Origin of the sequence: Chitinophaga sp. Cy-1792 (genome assembly GCF_011752935.1) — a bacterium.
Classification (GTDB): domain Bacteria; phylum Bacteroidota; class Bacteroidia; order Chitinophagales; family Chitinophagaceae; genus Chitinophaga.
In genome coordinates this window covers 2,517,467-2,535,348 of record NZ_VWWO01000002.1, presented here as the reverse complement: position 1 = coordinate 2,535,348, position 17,882 = coordinate 2,517,467, and the positions used below count along the sequence as shown (strand labels likewise).

Annotated in this window: 12 protein-coding genes; 3 read left to right on the top strand and 9 right to left on the bottom strand. The window is 48.5% G+C overall.

Going from position 1 to position 17,882, the window contains the following annotated elements; all coding sequences use genetic code 11:
* Window positions 1-640: 640 nt before the first annotated feature.
* Entirely contained in the window at window positions 641-1,408 is a 768-nt protein-coding gene (locus F3J22_RS24395) for a hypothetical protein (protein WP_167020535.1), read from the bottom strand.
* A gap of 356 nt (window positions 1,409-1,764) precedes the next feature.
* On the opposite strand from F3J22_RS24395, the gene F3J22_RS30595 reads away from it, so the two are divergent.
* The gene (locus F3J22_RS30595; protein WP_167020534.1) at window positions 1,765-4,656 is read left to right on the top strand and encodes a glycosyl hydrolase family 18 protein; all 2,892 of its coding nucleotides are present in this window, start codon (window positions 1,765-1,767) and stop codon (window positions 4,654-4,656) included.
* A gap of 154 nt (window positions 4,657-4,810) precedes the next feature.
* Window positions 4,811-7,324, top strand: coding sequence for a phosphocholine-specific phospholipase C (locus tag F3J22_RS24385; RefSeq protein WP_167020533.1), 2,514 nt, complete (start codon window positions 4,811-4,813; stop codon window positions 7,322-7,324).
* A gap of 78 nt (window positions 7,325-7,402) precedes the next feature.
* Here F3J22_RS24385 and F3J22_RS24380 read toward each other — a convergent pair whose 3' ends face one another.
* The 7 genes from F3J22_RS24380 to F3J22_RS24350 all read right to left on the bottom strand — a co-directional run bounded on the left by F3J22_RS24380 (window position 7,403) and on the right by F3J22_RS24350 (window position 15,743).
* A complete protein-coding gene (locus F3J22_RS24380; RefSeq protein ID WP_167020532.1) occupies window positions 7,403-7,783 on the bottom strand; it encodes a hypothetical protein in 381 nt (126 codons plus the stop codon).
* Between the two features lie 278 nt (window positions 7,784-8,061).
* Window positions 8,062-8,454, bottom strand: coding sequence for a hypothetical protein (locus tag F3J22_RS24375; protein WP_167020531.1), 393 nt, complete (start codon window positions 8,452-8,454; stop codon window positions 8,062-8,064).
* A gap of 285 nt (window positions 8,455-8,739) precedes the next feature.
* Window positions 8,740-10,398 (bottom strand): alkaline phosphatase PafA, encoded by a 1,659-nt coding sequence (pafA, locus tag F3J22_RS24370; protein WP_240155158.1) that lies wholly within the window; start codon window positions 10,396-10,398, stop codon window positions 8,740-8,742.
* A gap of 393 nt (window positions 10,399-10,791) precedes the next feature.
* The gene (locus tag F3J22_RS24365; RefSeq protein ID WP_205195547.1) at window positions 10,792-11,721 is read right to left on the bottom strand and encodes a glycerophosphodiester phosphodiesterase family protein; all 930 of its coding nucleotides are present in this window, start codon (window positions 11,719-11,721) and stop codon (window positions 10,792-10,794) included.
* Window positions 11,722-11,787: 66 nt separating this feature from the next.
* Window positions 11,788-12,516, bottom strand: a complete 729-nt coding sequence (locus F3J22_RS24360) for an MIP/aquaporin family protein (protein WP_167020530.1) — start codon at window positions 12,514-12,516, stop codon at window positions 11,788-11,790.
* Window positions 12,517-12,540: 24 nt separating this feature from the next.
* Window positions 12,541-14,034 (bottom strand): glycerol kinase GlpK, encoded by a 1,494-nt coding sequence (glpK, locus tag F3J22_RS24355; protein WP_167020529.1) that lies wholly within the window; start codon window positions 14,032-14,034, stop codon window positions 12,541-12,543.
* Between the two features lie 107 nt (window positions 14,035-14,141).
* A complete protein-coding gene (locus F3J22_RS24350; protein WP_167020528.1) occupies window positions 14,142-15,743 on the bottom strand; it encodes a glycerol-3-phosphate dehydrogenase/oxidase in 1,602 nt (533 codons plus the stop codon).
* 223 nt (window positions 15,744-15,966) lie between these two features.
* On the opposite strand from F3J22_RS24350, the gene F3J22_RS24345 reads away from it, so the two are divergent.
* Complete coding sequence (locus F3J22_RS24345; RefSeq protein ID WP_370459459.1) at window positions 15,967-16,737, top strand: DeoR/GlpR family DNA-binding transcription regulator; 771 nt, start codon at window positions 15,967-15,969, stop codon at window positions 16,735-16,737.
* Between the two features lie 178 nt (window positions 16,738-16,915).
* Here F3J22_RS24345 and F3J22_RS24340 read toward each other — a convergent pair whose 3' ends face one another.
* Complete coding sequence (locus F3J22_RS24340; RefSeq protein WP_167020527.1) at window positions 16,916-17,803, bottom strand: AraC family transcriptional regulator; 888 nt, start codon at window positions 17,801-17,803, stop codon at window positions 16,916-16,918.
* Window positions 17,804-17,882: the final 79 nt, after the last annotated feature.

Genomic DNA, 17,882 nt, shown 5'->3' with positions numbered 1-17,882 from the left:
TCCTCGTTGTGAATTGAGTTGTAAAGGAAATACTTTTATGTTAAGAAACTATTAAGGATTGTAACCTTCAGTCGTCAAAAACCGATCATAAGCAGGCAATTTTTTCTTGATTACTAACGTACGTTATCATACAGCGGTAGTGGTTGTTGTGGGTTGTAAATGGCTATGGTATTGACTTACAAAGAACTGAACAATTGAATTTCCGGAATTGAAAAATTCTTTTCCTGATCTGATATAAGGTACAAAGGCTTGTTGATTTAATATTGCATTATTGTTTAAATGCTGTTAGAATCTAACATTTCGATATAAAGTCAAACTAAAATTACGATGCTATGAAACACCCTATGATCATCTGACCCTACCCCAAAAACTACCAGTCAACACAAGCTGGTATATCCGGGATGAAGTGCGTGCATACATTTGCGTGGATACACAAAGCCGCCCGGGATACCGGTCAGGCAATACCCACTAACCCATTAGGTGGAACTGCTGCTGACTACATTTGTTGTTTGTTTACTCCAAAGCTAACTAAGTACAAGCACGAATACGGAAAGGGATAAACGCTCCCGTTTGTCCATCATAAAATACGGATGCCTCACCAGTTAACTTTCAGCTAACCGGTGAGGCATCTGTTTGTATATTAGTTTTTAAAGAAGTCCTGTGCAGTAGTAGTTTTCTCTACCCAGCAGCCGGTATTTTGCTTCATTACAAATTCACTCAAACCTACTTTGTTTCCATTAGGTGCCCAGTCGTAGGTATATCCCAGGCGTGTCCATGGGTAATGGAAGTCGGTAGCGGATGTGAGCGGATGGTAATAGGCATAGATGATATAATTATTGAACCATGTCAGGTAGTTATTGTCAGCAATACCTGGTACAGGTCCGGTGGTGGTGGCGGTGATATCGGGATTACCGGCAGGCCGGAACAGCTGACTGGTTGGCACCCACATCTGTGCGATATGCGTATTGGTTTTGGGGTTGATAGGCGGTAATCCCAGGAGTTCGCATACACGTAAAAGTGTGTCGGTGGAGGCGGTGAGCTGGGTACTCAGTTTCTGTTTCATTTGTGCCGGCACGAAGAGCCAGGCTTCTCCCCAGGTGGTGGTGATGCTGTCGCCCTGCGGATAGCTGGAAGGGAAACGCATAAAAGTGGCCATCAGCACATATTGCTGGCCATTAATGGTTTTCCATTGCAGGCGTGTGTTCGATGCCGTTATAGGCCACAGGGTGTCGATGATCTCGCTGCTGTCGGCTGTCATGGCATCTTTAATGGAGGCGGCATACAAAGAATTAAGATCAGGAGCGGGAGCAGGGGTGTCGTTGTTGTCTTTACTACAGGCAGATAGTACGAACAGGAACCACAAGACAATACCCAGTAACGGCAGGTTACCCAGACGGAAGTTTTTCATAGTGAATTTTTATTTGGTTTTATAGTATAATGGTTATCGAAGCGGGCGACGGTAAGGACGGTTAACTAAAAATTCATTGAGCTGCAATTAAGATAAATATTTCGAAATATCAAAATCTACACCCCACTGCTTCTATAATGCAGTCAAAATTTTTTTCTTGCAGATAGTACCTGCCGTTTGTTTTTACGACTACCATACGTGCAGCCCTGTACTGTGTATTGCAATCTGTCGCTTCTATCAACCCGAATCAAAATAACCCATATAGGTATACCTGAAAGACAGGCCTTTGTATCGCGTGGCATTTACCAGTGAACCCATAACCAATTTCTTAACCACCATTAGTCTAAACTATCTTTATGACTTGTAATTCTATTCGTACCAGCGGATGGCGGCTACTGTGCCTATGCTGCTGTCTACTATTGACGGGTATGGCCCATGCCCAGGTTAGCCCGAATGTTCCTGCTACCACCGCACAGCACAACAAACAGGTAATCGGATATATTACCCAGTGGGATGCCTGGAAAAACGTTTCCGGTATTGTACCGGCTGGGGGCTACAATCAGCTGAATGTGGACTACTCGCAGTACACCATCCTCAACTTTTCCTTCTTTGGTGTAGCCGTTGATGGCTCCCTGCACAGCGGCGACTACCGCAACAAAAATATCTATCAGGCCGGCCAGGTACAGCAACCTGCGCCGCTGGTAGATGAAGACATCTATAGCAGCTGGGATATGTACCTGCTATATGGTGAACTGGATATCCTCTACTATATCTCCGACGGTAGCAATGCCTATAATCTTGGCTACCGCAACAGCGGCAGCGGCTGGACAAACATCAATACCGGCGCCAGCGGCAGCTTCCCGTTATCAGTACATAAAGCCGGCGGCGCTCCCGGTGTGATCGACCTGGCTCACCAGAAAGGCGTGAAAGTACTGGCCTCCATCGGTGGATGGAGCATGTGCCGCCACTATCCTGAAATGGCCGCCGATACCACCAAAAGAAACCGGTTTATCGCCAGCATTCAAACACTCATGAGCATGGGCTTCGATGGGGTCGACTTCGACTGGGAATACCCCAACGATCCCGGTATGAATATCGTCAACTATAGCAGTGCCGACTATACGAACTTTGCCCTGCTGGTAGAGAAGGTCCGTGCTGCCATCGGCCCTAATAAACTGATCACCGCCTGCTTCTCCGCTTCCCCTTCCAAGCTGACAGGTTTCGACTGGCCAAGACTCAACAACAGCATGAACTATTTCGATATGATGACCTATGATTATAATGGCGGCTGGTCTAACAAGGCCGGACACAATGCACCATTATATGATTACCCTGGCGCAGAGTATGCAAATTTTTCCCTGAATGCCACTACCACGCAATTGAGAAGTCTGGGTGTTAACATGAGCAAAGTCAACCTGGGCGCTCCTTTCTATGGAAGGGGAGTGATTACCAGCGGCACCGCAGACCTCAACGCCGCCACCGTAAAACGTGCGGAAACCGTTCAGCCGGACGGTCCCATCCAAACCTGCGCCGACTATACAAACTGGGCAAAAGATGTATGGGATGGTACGCCCAACTACAGCTATATTCTGCAGCAAACGGGCAGTGGCAGCGGCTGGACAGACCACTGGGACAGCATCGCACAGGTGCCTTATATGACCAAAGGCAGCTACTTCCTGAGTTACGACAACCCACGTTCTATCGGTGCAAAAGCACAGTATATCAAAGATAACGGCCTGGCAGGTGTCATCATCTGGCAGGTATATGGCGATATGCTGAACATGACCAGCAGCACCACCGCAAAAGGTAAGCTGATCTATTGCCCCAATACCACCAGTCCGCTGGTAAATAAAATCAATGAAGTATTTGCTGCGGGTGGAGCTGCCAACAAACCTCCTGTTGTGAGTATTACATCGCCTGCCAATAATGCTACCCTGGCAGGGCCACTGAATATCACCATCACCGCCAATGCCAGCGATTCCGATGGTACGGTAAGTAAAGTGGATTTCTATAACGGCAGCACCTTGCTGGGAACCGCTACCACAAGTCCGTACAGCTATACCTGGAACAGCGTAACCGCCGGTACCTATGTACTCAAGGCTATCGCTACTGACAATAAAAATGCCAGCACCACATCTGCACAGGTAACGATTACTGTAACAGGTACAGCCAACCAGGCGCCAACAGTAAAGCTGACTTCCCCTGCTAACGGCAGCGTATATACGGCGCCGGCCACTATCTCCATCGCCGCTAATGCCGCTGATACCGATGGCACCGTGAAGCAGGTTACTTTCTATAATGGGAATACAGTACTGGCCATAGATTCAGTAGCGCCATATGCATACAGCTGGAGCGGCGTAGCCGCAGGTACCTATAAGATCCGGGCTATTGCCACGGATAATATGGGCGCTACCTCTGTTGCAGATAGTGTAAGCGTTACCGTTAATGCGGCCAACATACCGCCAACCGTAAGTATTACCAGTCCTGCCAATAATGCTTCCTTCACGGCGCCGGCCAGTATTACGATCAGTGCCAATGCCGCCGATGCCGATGGAACCGTAAAACAGGTGGCCTTCTATAACGGCAGTACCCTGCTGGCAATAGATTCCACGGCTCCTTACAGCTATACCTGGACGGGCGTAGGGGCAGGCAGCTATGTACTTACCGCCAAAGCTACCGACAACAGCAATGCTGTGACAACCAGTACCGCCGTGAATATTACCGTGAGCAGTGCCGGCGGCGATTGTAATGGTATCCCGTTATGGAGTGCTACCGCTGTTTACTGGGCCAACGATTCGGCCGTTTATAACGGTTACGTATATAGGGCAAAATGGTGGACACAGAACAACCGCCCCGACCTGAGCACCGGTGATGGCCAGCCATGGCTGCTGGTACGTCAGTGCAGTACCGCCAGTCTGGCTGCTGTCAATGCCGCCAGTACCATGGTGGAAGGAAGCGCTGCCCACGGAGATGCTACTGCCGATGAAGCGGTAGTCCTGTACCCTAACCCTGCCGTTACTTCCAGTGTGCAATTGCAATGGACAGCCAAAGCCGGTGACCAGGTGATGATTGAGCTGACAGGTGTCAACAGCAACACACCACTGTTACGCCAGATCTATACTGCCGGCGCCAAAGGCCGCCAGCAATTACAGCTCGACATAAGTAAAGTGCCTGCAGGTACCTGGATGATAAGGATCGTCAACCGCTTTAGCGGTAAGGTTTCCAGCGCCAAACTGGTGAAAATGTAGACATAAACTAGTATACTTATATGGTTTGAAAAGGGTGCCCATGGCTTAGCCGGGCACCCTTCTTCATTAATTTATTATTAACTGTTACCATCCGTCACAAAATCATAAATACCAAAAATATCTTTGCTACATTATAGATTCAAAGCCAACTTATATGACGGACAACAGACGGGACTTTATTAAAAAATCGATTTTGCTCTCAGGAGCAGCAGGATTTTCGTCCTTACTTCCTTCCTCCGTTCAGCGTGCATTAGCCATCAATCCAACACCTGGCAGCACATTCCTAGATGCTGAACACATCGTTATTCTCATGCAGGAAAACCGCTCCTTTGATCACTGCTTTGGTGCTTTACAGGGAGTAAGAGGTTTTAATGATCCACGTGCAGTCATACTGCCAGACGGAAATCCCGTATGGTGCCAGACCACTGAGGATGGTAACACGTTCGCGCCTTTCCGCCTGGACATAAAAGATACTAAAGTGACCTGGATGGGCTCCCTGCCGCATTCCAGACCCAGCCAGGTAGATGCCTTCAATGAAGGTAAATACGATAAATGGCTGCTGGCGAAGAAATCAGGGAATAAGGAATATGCCGCCATGCCACTTACATTAGGGTACTTCAGCAGAACGGACCTTCCTTTCAATTACGCCATGGCAGATGCTTTCACTGTTTGTGACCAGAACTTCTGCTCCGGCATGACCAGCACCACACCTAACCGTTCCTTCTTCTGGACAGGTAAAATTACCCACGAAGAAGATGGTCATATGAAAGCCAACATCCGCAATGATGACTTCAGTTATGGCAAACATCCCTGGAAAACATTCCCGGAACTGCTGAGTGAAAATGATGTCAGCTGGAAGTTTTACCAGAATGAATTGAGCTGCGGTGGCGGATTTAAAGGAGAAGAGCGGGCATGGTTATCTAATTTCGGTTGTAACCTCCTCGAATTCTTTGCCGCCTATAACGTTAAATTTTCAGAAAGATATATACAGAACCTGATCAAACAGGTAGATACCCTGCCTGCTGAGATCAATAAATTACAGGAAGCCAGTCCGTCTTCTGAAGAAGCAGCGCAGAAAAACCGTGCTGCCCTGACAAAGAAGCTGGAAGCGCTGGATAATGCGGCTTCTGAACTAAAGCAATGGAACAAGGAAAGCTATGAAAAGCTGACGCCTGCACAGAAAGAGCTCTACAACAGGGCTTTTGTTATCAATAGCGGTGATAAGGACTTCCGCAATATCACCACCCTCCGTTACAAGGATGGCGGCACCAAACGCGAGGTAACCGTACCTGCCGGCGACCTGTTCCATCAATTCCGGCAGGATGTGAAAGACGGTAAACTGCCCACCGTTTCCTGGCTGGCAGGCCCGCAAAACTTCTCCGATCACCCCAGTGCGCCATGGTACGGTGCATGGTACGTTTCTGAAGTGCTGGATATCCTGACGCATAATGAAGAAGTATGGAAGAAAACGATCTTCATTCTTACCTACGATGAAAATGACGGCTACTACGATCATATACCGCCATTTTCCATTGCCGATGCCAGCAAACCGGGTACGGGTAAGGTTTCTGAAGGCATCGATACGGAGATAGAACATGTCAGGCTGGAAGCGGAACTCAGACAGGGAATTCCGGAGAAGCAGGCCCGTGAGGCAGCTGTAGGATTAGGTTTCAGGGTGCCGATGATTGTGGCTAGTCCATGGAGCAGGGGAGGTAAAGTGTGCTCTGAAGTATATGATCATACCAGCACACTGCAATTCCTGGAAACATTCGTCAACAGAAAATATAAAAAGAACATACACCTGGAGAATATCAGCGCCTGGAGAAGGGCCATCTGCGGCGATCTGACGGCAGTATTCAGTCCATATGATGCTGCAAGTCCAAAGCAGCTGCCTTTCCTCGATCAGCAGCGGATGGTGGAAGATATCTACAATGCGAAATTTAAAGACCTGCCTACTGGCTATAAGGCATTAAGTAAAGCAGATATACAGGACATTGCAGCCAAAGGACTGAAATTGCAGGAAAAAGGGATCCGTCCGTCGAGCGCACTGCCTTACGAGTTATACGCAGATTTTAACAGAGACGCACAAACGAAACAACTGCAGCTGAAATTACGTTCCGGCATGAAATTCTTCGGCAAAGAAGCCGCAGGAGCACCTTTTACGGCCTATGCGCCGGGTGGCTTCGAAGGCAATAAATGTCGCAACTGGTCGTTTGCTGTAAAGCCAGGCGATACCATTGGCTATGAATGGCCGGTGTCGGGTTTTGATGGCGGTAAATACGACCTTCATCTGCATGGACCAAACGGATTTTTCCGGCAGTTCAGCGGTGATGGCAATGATCCGGGTGTACAGGTTACCCTGGCCTATGAAGCAGCTAACCTGGGCACCAAACCAACAGGAAATATTTTGGTAAAACTGGTGAATTCATCTAACCAAACCAGGAAAATAATTATACGCGATAATGCCTATGGTAACAACCAGGTGAGTCGCGACCTTGCGGCCAACGCCAACGAAGAAGTACTGTTGCCACTGGGCAAAAGCTTTGGCTGGTACGATTTTGCTGTTAGCGTGAAAGACTATGGCAACTTCGCTCAGCGTTATGCAGGAAGGGTAGAAACTGGTAAAGAAACTTTTACTGATCCGTTTATGGGCGGTATAACTGTTTAGTATAAACGTAGATTGATGAATAAGCAAGAAAGGCATCCCTTTTGGGAAGCCTTTTATTTTTTATACACCCCGATCATCTTAATAAGCTAAAACGATGGTTATGCTTAAATGCCGGCTCTCTATACCGGTTTGCTCACTGCCTGAATAATCAACAATAACCGGACTAAAAACAATTGATTTTTTAGAATAGCCTTCGGCAGATACCGAAATGGTGTCACCTGCCTTTACTTCGATCGGAGCGGCTGTCCCGGCTTCATCTGTAGCTACTTCCCCGTGCCGGCTGGTACTGACAATAGCGCCGTTTACCGGGATAGGAGCGGTAGCTGCGTTGCTCACCACATGGATGGTCACTGTGTAAAAAGAATCAGGTTCAGGTAAAGTTAATATTGGCTGTGAGGATACTGTGTAGGAAGTAAGTGTCAGCAGCAATATCTGGCAGGAAAAAAGTAGTGTTTTCATAACCGGTTAAAGTATTGAAGGTGATGAATTTATGCCGTTGTCGTGTACCGCTAAATAAAGAAGAAGTACTGCAATATGAAAACAGGGAGAACGTAATATTAAATACCTGTCAGGTATTATTTTTAAGTTGAATATTATCGGTAAAATCCTTGTTGAAATAAATAGAGAAGTATCCCGGAATACCATACACGGGATACTTTCTCTATTTATGGTAATCAGCTGCCAGACAATGACCTTGCAGGGTTATTACCTTCATTGATCAAAAATCGTTTTTTTACTTATTGCATTAACCTCACTTTGATATTAATAGGTGTTGGAACACTATTACCATTTATGTAATTGGATGTTCCCGGATCAAATGCAAAGCTTTTAGTTGGATAACCGAATGCAGATACCGTAATTATATCTCCTGCTTTTACATCAATTGGCGGTGCAATTCCGAGCAGATTAGTAAGCAAACTTCCAACCAGTCCGGAACTAACAACTGCCAGGTTGATAGGGACCTCTAGTCCGAGTATTTGTGCTACTACGGTAACAGTAACAGAATAGGTAGAGTCGTCTGTTGCTACGGCGGGTACTTTAATGCTATGGTCAGCTACAGTCGGGGTAGCAGCAAATGTTGTGCAGGCCGCGCCGAGCAATAACATCAGAGAGAAAAATAACTTTTTCATAGTAATGCATATTAGAAGGTGAAGAAAAATAGAATACTGTTTTTGTGTAACGTCAGAACAGTTATTGCTACCTAAATGGAGGCAGCATAAGTTGTATGGTCATTGGCTACAGCATGGATCATATCGCAGTTTTTTTCAAAGAAAAGTTGCATAGTGCACTTATACCAGTGCTAAATAAGGAATATACACTGCAAAGGGGCTACAGGGATAATTTGGGGTACGAACAAAAAAAGCGCAGATGCTTCTGTGTAGCATCTGCGCCTTAAGATATTTTTAAATGAAATATTACTGGTTGTTGGCAGTATTGGTAATCGCTGTTACCGGTTTGCCCACACAGCCGTTAGGCATCTGGATATGCAGCATGGCAGCCAGTGTAGCGGCGATGTCTGTCATATGGGTGATGTCGTTGGTAGCACCGTGCTGAACATGCCAGCCCATAAACACCATTGGAATGTGGATGTCGTAAGGGTTCCAGTTACCGTGGGTAGTACCTTTTGCTGAACCGGCAAACCATCCTGGTTCTGGAATGATCATCACCTGACCGGTACGTTTAGGGTTGTAGCCGTTGGCGATCATCATTTTGATAGGCTCAGGAACCGCGCTGTTACCGATATTGTCGATATCTACTGCAAACTGGATACCTGGTTGTTTAACGAGGAAATCAACTGTTGCTTTCTTGATGGCGGTAAAGTCCAGATTTTTATTGGCAGCGATCTTTGGCAGATCGAAGTTTACATGGTAGTTCTGGAAAGATTTAGCCAGATTGTCCTCGCCGAATTTATCTTTTAATACGGTGTTCAGTTCAGCCATTGTTTTTTTGTCCTGGCTGAGTCCTGCAGGGATATTGTGTTCTTTCATGAACTCGATGGCATGTGCGGCGCCATGGTCGGCGGTCAGGAAAACGAGGTAGTTACCTTTTCCTACTTTCTGGTCCAGGAAGCTGAAGAAGGCCGACAGGTCTTTATCCAGGCGGAGATAGGTATCTTCTATTTCGATGGAGTTAGGGCCGAACTGGTGTCCTACATAGTCGGTAGAGGCGCAGTTGATGGTCAGGAAGTCTGTCACCTGGTTATTGCCGAGGTCATAGCCTTCTACTGCGGCTTTGGCAAAATCGAGTGTCAGGGTATTTCCGAAAGGCGTGCTGCGTAAGCTGCCTGGGTCCTGTTTGTAAATTGCCGGCAGGTTATGCGGGAATACAGGACTGGTTTCTCCTTTATAGGTACCTTCCCAGCGGTTGTTATCTTCTGTGCTCTGCACATAGGTATCCATTGGGTACAGTGGTGTCCATGGTTTAGACATCAGCTGCTGTGGCTCTTTGCGTGCATTGAATTTTTTCACCCACTCCGGCAGGTCTTTCATATAGTAGGTGCTGGTGATGAAGCTTGCGTTGGCATCATCCAGCCAGAAGGCGCCGTTCGGAGTGTGGCCGGCCGGCAAAATAGATGCGCGGTCTTTCAGCGATACGCCTACTACTTTGGAGCGGAAATTGGTGGCCAGTTTCAGCTCATCGGTGATGGTGGAAGCCAGCAGGTTACGTGGCGACATCTTACCGGCATCACTGTTGCTACCTACAGGCGATACGGTGGTATCTTCTGTACAATACCATTTTCTGCCGGTCACCTGGTCTGTCCAGTCGTTGCCGGTAATACCATGAATGGCAGGTACAGAACCGGTATAAATGGTACTGTGACCTACCGCTGTAAAGGAAGGTAAGTGGCTGATATAGGCATTTTCACAAGAGAAACCTTCGCCCAGTAAGCGTTTGAAACCACCGCCTTCATAACGGTCATAATAGCGGTAAAGATAGTCCCATCTCATCTGGTCTACCACAATACCTACGATCAGTTTTGGTTTGGCGTTTACCTGTGCTGATACCGAAAAGCTCTGCATTACTGCAATAGCGCCCAGTACCAACGTGCTCACCATTCTTTTTCTTACAGTCATATCGTATTAAAGTTTTTTATTGGAGGGGTCAAACTTAACGTTTTTCTCATAAAGAGACACGCTTTAATGGATTAACGGTAATTGTGCTTAGGTGGAATAAGAGGTTAGGGGTGCCAGCGTTTAACTGCCGTGGTGCTGATGGGCACCGCTGTCATTACCCCCGAAGGATAGGTTCCCATCAGTGGCATTCAACTGCCGTGGTGCTGATGGGCACCGCTGTTATTACCCCCGAAGGATAGGTTTCCATCAGTAGCGTTCTACTGCCCTGCGTCCGAAGAGCGCCGCTGCTGCTAACCCGGAAATATAGGGCCCCGGCGCAGCCGGGGCCCTATATTTCGTTTTCGATCCGCCGAAGGCGGATCGAAAACGAAAGGAAAAATAAAATACAGGATATTATAAACCCGCTTCTGCAAAACGATTCGGATAATCAGAAATAATACCATCCACACCCATCTTACGCAGTTCCTGCATCTTCGCTACTTCCTGCACCGTCCATGGCACAATCACCATTTTCTGTGCATGGCATTGCTGTACCAGCTCCGGTGTCACCAGGTCTGAATAAGGGTTATAGAAGAATGGTGTGAAGCCTAGTCCTTTCATGTTTTCTTCAAAAGTGGCTTTTTTGTCACCGGTAAGGAATCCTAATTTAATATTAGGATAGCGGCGGTGCATCACCTGTAAGGGACGCATATCGAAAGACTGCACATAGAGGCGGTTGCCCAGTTTGGCCAGCTGTTTCACTTTCATCATCTGCGTAATAAATTCTTCCGGAGCAGGTTGTTCTGTTCCATCGGTTTTTTCGGAAGATTTTATCTCCAGCAGATAGTAAGGGGCGGGGAGATGGTGTTTTTTAGCATAGGCATCTACAGAATCGATCATTTCTCCCAGCAGGGGTGCATATGATTTCATGCGTTGCTGCTCAGGGAAGGCAGGATAAGGCTTTTCACCGATGATGAACGGACGGATGTCTTTATAATCCATCTGGTAAAAAGTATACTTAGCCCTTTCTGCTGCGGGAATATCGCTGCCATCGGGCATGGTGGTGTAGGAAGGGGTGAAGGAGGCGTCGTGGTATACTACTACCTGGCCGTCTTTGGTGATATGAATATCAAATTCTACGGTGTTGGCGCCTGATTCAAGGCCTTTGTACATGGCCGGGATAGTATTTTCAGGCATGAGGCCCCTGGTGCCACGGTGTCCTACTTTAAATACTTTCGGGTCCTGACCCTTTGCCGGCGCAGATTTCGCAAATACGAAGGCGCCGGTGGCGGCGATGGCTGCCAGCGACAGCACGGCCATTGCTAAGGAATTATTTTTTTTCATGTGAATGTGTTTCCGTAATAACAGGTGAAACACAACGGCCCGCTATGGCAGGCCGTTGCGAGCGTTTTATTTCAGTGCGCCATAGGCCAGTGCAGCCAGTACGCCGCCTGCCAGTGGCCCCAGAATAGGTACCCAGGCGTAGCCCCAGTCGCTGTCCGACTTACCATTAATAGGCAGCAGCTGGTGCATGATACGAGGGCCAAGGTCTCTTGCCGGGTTGATGGCATAGCCGGTAGTGCCGCCAAGGGAAAGGCCGATGGCCCATACCACGAAGGCTACCGGAATAGCACCCAGTGAGCCCATGCCCATTGGTGTTTTACCTTCTCCCAGTTCTGCGCCGGTGAAGTAAAAGACCGCAAAGAGTAATACGAAGGTACCGGTGATCTCACAGATCAGGTTACGCATGGTATTGCGGATAGCAGGTTCTGTGCAAAAGGTAGCGCGTTGTAAGCCTCCGTCGGGCGTGATATTGAGATGATCTTTGTAGTTGAGCCATACCAGGCTGGTGCCCACCATGGCGCCCAGTATCTGAGCGGCGATGAAGCCAGGGACCTGTGCCCAGGCAAACTTTCCGGCGACTGCCAGTGCAACGGTAACGGCAGGGTTGAGGTGCGCGCCGCTGTAAGGGCCGGCAATGACTACGCCCACAAATACGGCCAGTGCCCAGCCGGTGGTGATAACGATCCAGCCACTGCTGTTGCCTTTGGTTTTGTTGAGGACTACATTGGCTACCACACCGTTTCCTAGCAGGATCAGTATTGCGGTGCCAATAAATTCTGCGATAAAGGGAGACATAACGTGAATAGGATTTTAGGTTGATTAAAGTTGTGCCCAGGTTTTAGCGGTAGTAACGGCTTTGTTCCACCCATGAATCCACGCTGCACGCTCCTCGCCGAGATCTGCCGGAGAAAAACATTTCTCCATATTCCACTGGCTGCGTATCTCTTCCAGGTCCTGCCAGTATCCGGTGGCAAGCCCTGCGAGATAGGCGGCGCCTAAAGCAGTGGTTTCCGTTATACCAGGACGTACTACCTGTGTTTGCAGGATGTCGGCCTGGAACTGCATTAATAGGTTATTAGCGGTAGCGCCGCCGTCTACACGCAGTTCTGTAATATTCATGTTGGCATCAGCCTCCATGGCTTTCAATACGTCCATTGTCTGGTATGCGATGCTCTCCAGCGCTGCGCGGGCAATATGTCCGGCATTGGTGCCGCGGGTCATGCCTACGAGGGTGCCTCTTGCATGCTGGTCCCAGTGCGGTGCACCCAGTCCGGCGAATGCAGGCACCAGGTATACGCCGTCGTTTTGTGCGGCACTTGCTGCCAGCGCTTCCACTTCCGAAGAAGAACGGATAATGCCCAGTCCATCGCGGAGCCACTGTACAATAGCGCCGGCAATGAAAATGCTGCCTTCCAGCGCATAGTTCACCTGGCCATTTACTTTCCAGGCAACGGTGGTCAGCAGGTTATTTTTACTGAGAATAGGCTTTTCGCCGATGTTCATCAGCATGAAACATCCGGTGCCGTAAGTGTTTTTCACCATGCCGGGAGCGGTACACATCTGTCCGAACAGCGCCGACTGCTGATCGCCTGCGATACCCGCAATAGGGATCTGCGCAGCAAACATACCCGGGGTTGTTTGACCCACTACTTCGCTGGATTCCTTTACCTGCGGTAACATGGACGCCGGAATATCCAGCATGTCCAGCAGTTCCGTATCCCATTGCTGGGAATGGATATTATACAGCATGGTACGGGATGCGTTGGTGATGTCGGTGGCATGAACTTCACCATGGGTGAGGTTCCATATCAGCCAGCTATCTACGGTGCCGAAGGCCAGCTGACCTTTGGTAGCCAGTTCACGGGCGCCTGCAACGTTGTCCAGTATCCATTTTATTTTAGTGCCGGAGAAATAGGCATCGATCACCAGTCCTGTTTTTTCTCTTACCATCGCCTCTTTGCCGGCGGCTTTCAGGCTGTCGCAGAGGGCGGCAGTACGCCTGTCCTGCCATACGATGGCATTATATACCGGTTTGCCGGTAGTTCTGTTCCATACTACGGTAGTTTCACGCTGGTTGGTAATACCGATGGCAGCGATAGCAGTGCCATCCAGGCCTGCTTTGGCTATCGCCTCAGTAGCCACGCCTATCTGACTGCTCCATATTTCGGTAGGATCATGTTCTACCCATCCCGGTTGCGGGAAAATCTGGGTAAACTCTTTCTGGGCCACCGCCAGGATAGCGCCGGCTTTGTCGAAAATGATGGCTCTTGAGCTGGTGGTGCCCTGATCCAGGGCCATAATGTACCTGTTCATGTTTTTCGTTTTATCGTGGATTGTTATCAGTGTAAGGAATGTATTTTTCGTATAGTCAGCATAGTGATATCACTTTTTCATTGTCTTGGCAGTACGAGTTTACAGCTTTATGCCGGTACTTCCAATGACTGCGTTTGTTTTTCTCCGTTGAGCAGGTAATGGCGGGCCATTTCATGGAAGGCCTGTACCTGTTCCTGCTGCCACTGTTCATCTTTGCCGTTCACGCTGGCCATCAGTGCTGCTACTTCCGGCGCCATTTCCATAGCGGCGGCGGCGTCCAGGAATAATGCCCGCAGTCGCCTTGCCAGCACATCTTCTACGGTATGGGCCATTTCATGTTCTGCTGCCCAGATCACCTGTGCCCTGATGTACGGAAAGGCCGGGTGCAGCTGTTTGCCCATGTCAGGTTTGCGCATCACGTAACCACGGATGCTGATAGCCTCACTGCCGTAAACGTCCAGCGGTGCATATTCGGTATTGTTTGGCTGGTAGCCGTGTATGCGAAGGTCTTTTGTCTTGCAGGGTACGGGAGTCAGCTTTGCCTGGGTGATGGCCAGGTCTACGGTATCCTGGGCCATTCTGCGGAAGGTGGTCCACTTACCGCCGGTAATGGTGATGAGCCCGGATTCTGCTACCATCAGCTTATGACTGCGGGAAATTTCCTTGGTGCTGCCGGTATTTTTCTGTGGTGCCGCCAGTGGTCGCAAACCGGCAAACACACTCTTTACATCTTTGCGTGTAGGCGTCCGGGTTAGGTACTGTGCGGCGGTATTGAGGATAAAATTAATTTCAGATTCCAGTGCTACCGGCTCCAGACTATGCTCATTCAGCGGCGTGTCTGTGGTGCCGAGCAACACTTTATTATGCCATGGAACCGCGAATAATACGCGTCCATCGGAGGTTTTAGGGATCATAATGGCGCTGCTGCTGTCGAGGAAGTCGCTGTCGAGCACCAGGTGTACACCCTGACTGGGCCTCACCATATTGGGAGCGGTGGGGTTGTCCATCTGCAATACTTCATCTACAAAAACGCCGGTAGCATTGATCACTGCTTTGGCCTGTATGTCAAACTGCTCGCCGGTTTCTATATCTTCCGCGGCTACGCCGGTGATCTTTCCGTTTACCTTGTCCAGGGCAATCACTTTGCAATAGTTGAGCAGCACGGCGCCATAGGCGGCGGCGGTCTGTGCAACGTTAACGGCTAAACGTGCGTCATCGAACTGGCCGTCGTGGTATACGATGCCGCCTTTCAGGCCACTGGCCTTGATGTTGGGCAGACGTTCGGTAACAGCTTTTTTGCCGATATGGTGGGATTTGCCCAGGCTCAGTTTACCTGACAGCAGGTCATATATTTTGAGGCCGATGGTATAGAAAGGCCCCTGCCACCAGCTGTAATGCGGTATAATGAATTGTTGGTTATGTGCAAGATGCGGTGCATTGGCGAGCAGCAGCCCTCTTTCGTATAGGGCTTCCCGTACCAGGGCAATATCTCCCTGCGCCAGGTAGCGTACGCCCCCGTGTACCAGTTTGGTGCTGCGGGAAGAAGTGCCTTTGGCGAAGTCGGCCTGCTCCAGCAGCAGTGTTTTGTAACCTCTGCTGGCGGCATCCATGGCAATACCCAGTCCGGTAGCGCCTCCGCCTATGATCAATATATCCCAGACATTGCTGCCGGCTTCCTTTATGCGTTGTATGGATTCTAACCGCTTCATGTGGTCGCTTTCTTTTGTTTTATTTCGGATGTTTCTCTTTTCTTTTGCAAGATAGTAAAACGAAACATTTCGAAACCAAAATAGAAAATAAAATGAAAAAAGAAAAATTATTTCGATAACCGGCAAAACCTATATAATTTATTTAACTTGTTGATATATTATTGTTTATGTAGATGATTTGTGTAGATAGATTTTTTTCATATTGTTTCGTTATTTTTACGTTATGTCGATGATCAACATTGCCGAAAGGCATAAATATATACTGGGGAAACTTCATGAAACAGGTGCTGTAACAGTATTGGACCTATGTAAGGAGCTGGATGTTTCTGCCGTAACAATCCGAAAGGACCTGAAACTATTGGAAGATAAAGCCCTGCTTTTCCGCTCACATGGAGGGGCTACCATTGATAATCCCTATACAAACGATAAACCGGTCAACGAAAAGGAAAGCATCCGCCGCGAAGAGAAAAACACCATCGGACAGGCAGCAGCGGCGCTGATAGACCGTAACGACGCTGTCATCATCGCCTCCGGCACCACTGTGCAGGCACTGGCACGTAGCATCCATCCAAAAGGACAGCTGACAGTCATCACGGGCGCCCTGAACGTATCGCTGGAATTACTGCGCCACCCGGAGATTGAAGTGATACAGCTCGGCGGACATCTCCGCAACAGTTCCACCAGCGTCACCGGCCCCTATGCCGAGCGGGTACTGGCCGACTTCTCCTGTAGCAAACTTTTTCTGGGGGTAGACGGTATTGACCTGGAGTTTGGCTGCACCACCACCAATATATTAGAGGCGCACCTGAACCAGAAAATGATGGCCGCAGCACAGAAAACCATCGTGCTGGCCGATTCTTCCAAATTTGGAAAACGTGGCTTCGGCCGTATATGCGGCCTCGAAGAAGTAGATGAAATCATCACCGATAAAGGCGTGGCAGACCACCTGGTAGCGAAGCTGGAAGAAATGGGCGTGAAAGTGACGATCGTGTAGGGGGGTAAATAAAGCCTTCGGCTTTCTGATTCTTTTATCACGCAAAGCAGCATAAGTAGCAGAGGAGCAAAGACCTGCATTTTATTTTTAGACGAAAGAGTATAGATTATCTTTTAAGCAACATAACGTAAGCCTTTGCTGCTCTTCTGCTTTGCGTGAAAGATAAAAGCCGAAGGCTTTACAACTTCTGCTGCACCCTTCGCTTATACTCCGTCGGCGTTTCTCCCGTAACCTGTTTAAACAGCCTTGCAAAGTAATTGGGTGACTGAAAGTTCAGTTCAAAGGCAATGCCTGAGATATCCCGGCTGCCATCCTGCAGCAGCACCTGACTATGAAGGATATTGACCTCGTTGATCCATTGCTTGGGAGGTTTGCCCGTGGCTTGTTTAATAGTTTTGTTGAGATAATTTTCTGAGATATTCAGCTGTCGAGCATAGAAAGATACCTGCCTTTCTTTCAGATGATGTTGCTGTACCAGCTCCCTGAACTGAAGCGAGAGTTCCAGGGTACGGGTAATGGAGCCATGGGCTTCCCCTGCGGAGGCGATGATCTTTTGCAGGAACGGACGAAAGAGCCCCACGGCCACTTCCAGCGAGGAGTGTTCCAAGGCCAGTTCCTCTTCCAGTAAAGTGCTTAACCGCGATAACCATTTGACCGTTACCGCTTGCAGCTGTACAAAAGGGGCGGAAAAGAAAAAATTTAACAGCTGCCGGTTCAGGGCCAGACTCTCCACCACTTCATTCTCAAATACCACAAAAAATCCGGTAGCATCCTTTGATATCTCCAGCGTTGCCGTTATGCTGCCCTGCCTTATCAATAATAATGAGCCGGCATCGATCCGTTGGGAACCTGCCTCCAGTTGTTGTATTATATGCCCTTTAGTGATGAAAATGAGGAAGTTGAAGCTGGTGCGATAGGGAAGAACCGGGATGACGATGTCGCGCAGGTAATGCTCAATGCGGTATACCTGCAGTTGCGCATCATTTAATAATACCTTCCTGGAAATTCCCGGAAGGAATTGCTGTTTATATTCAAAATTTGAAAAAATTTTTACCGATGACCTCATAATTACAAAATTACCCGATTCTGGCTATATTAGTCATGATTTGTGCTAGCTGTATTTTTGATTAAAAAGTAATTTGCAT

Bases quoted from the DNA above. Each gene is read 5' to 3' on its own strand.
- F3J22_RS24350 (WP_167020528.1), bottom strand. From the start codon at position 15,743: ATGAAGCGGTTAGAATCCATACAACGCATAAAGGAAGCCGGCAGCAAT.
- F3J22_RS24365 (WP_205195547.1), bottom strand. From the start codon at position 11,721: ATGAAAAAAAATAATTCCTTAGCAATGGCCGTGCTGTCGCTGGCAGCC.
- F3J22_RS24395 (WP_167020535.1), bottom strand. From the start codon at position 1,408: ATGAAAAACTTCCGTCTGGGTAACCTGCCGTTACTGGGTATTGTCTTG.
- F3J22_RS24360 (WP_167020530.1), bottom strand. From the start codon at position 12,516: ATGTCTCCCTTTATCGCAGAATTTATTGGCACCGCAATACTGATCCTG.
- F3J22_RS24380 (WP_167020532.1), bottom strand. From the start codon at position 7,783: ATGAAAACACTACTTTTTTCCTGCCAGATATTGCTGCTGACACTTACT.
- F3J22_RS24375 (WP_167020531.1), bottom strand. From the start codon at position 8,454: ATGAAAAAGTTATTTTTCTCTCTGATGTTATTGCTCGGCGCGGCCTGC.
- F3J22_RS24345 (WP_370459459.1), top strand. From the start codon at position 15,967: ATGTCGATGATCAACATTGCCGAAAGGCATAAATATATACTGGGGAAA.
- F3J22_RS24340 (WP_167020527.1), bottom strand. From the start codon at position 17,803: ATGAGGTCATCGGTAAAAATTTTTTCAAATTTTGAATATAAACAGCAA.
- F3J22_RS24385 (WP_167020533.1), top strand. From the start codon at position 4,811: ATGACGGACAACAGACGGGACTTTATTAAAAAATCGATTTTGCTCTCA.
- glpK (WP_167020529.1), bottom strand. From the start codon at position 14,034: ATGAACAGGTACATTATGGCCCTGGATCAGGGCACCACCAGCTCAAGA.
- pafA (WP_240155158.1), bottom strand. From the start codon at position 10,398: ATGACTGTAAGAAAAAGAATGGTGAGCACGTTGGTACTGGGCGCTATT.
- F3J22_RS30595 (WP_167020534.1), top strand. From the start codon at position 1,765: ATGACTTGTAATTCTATTCGTACCAGCGGATGGCGGCTACTGTGCCTA.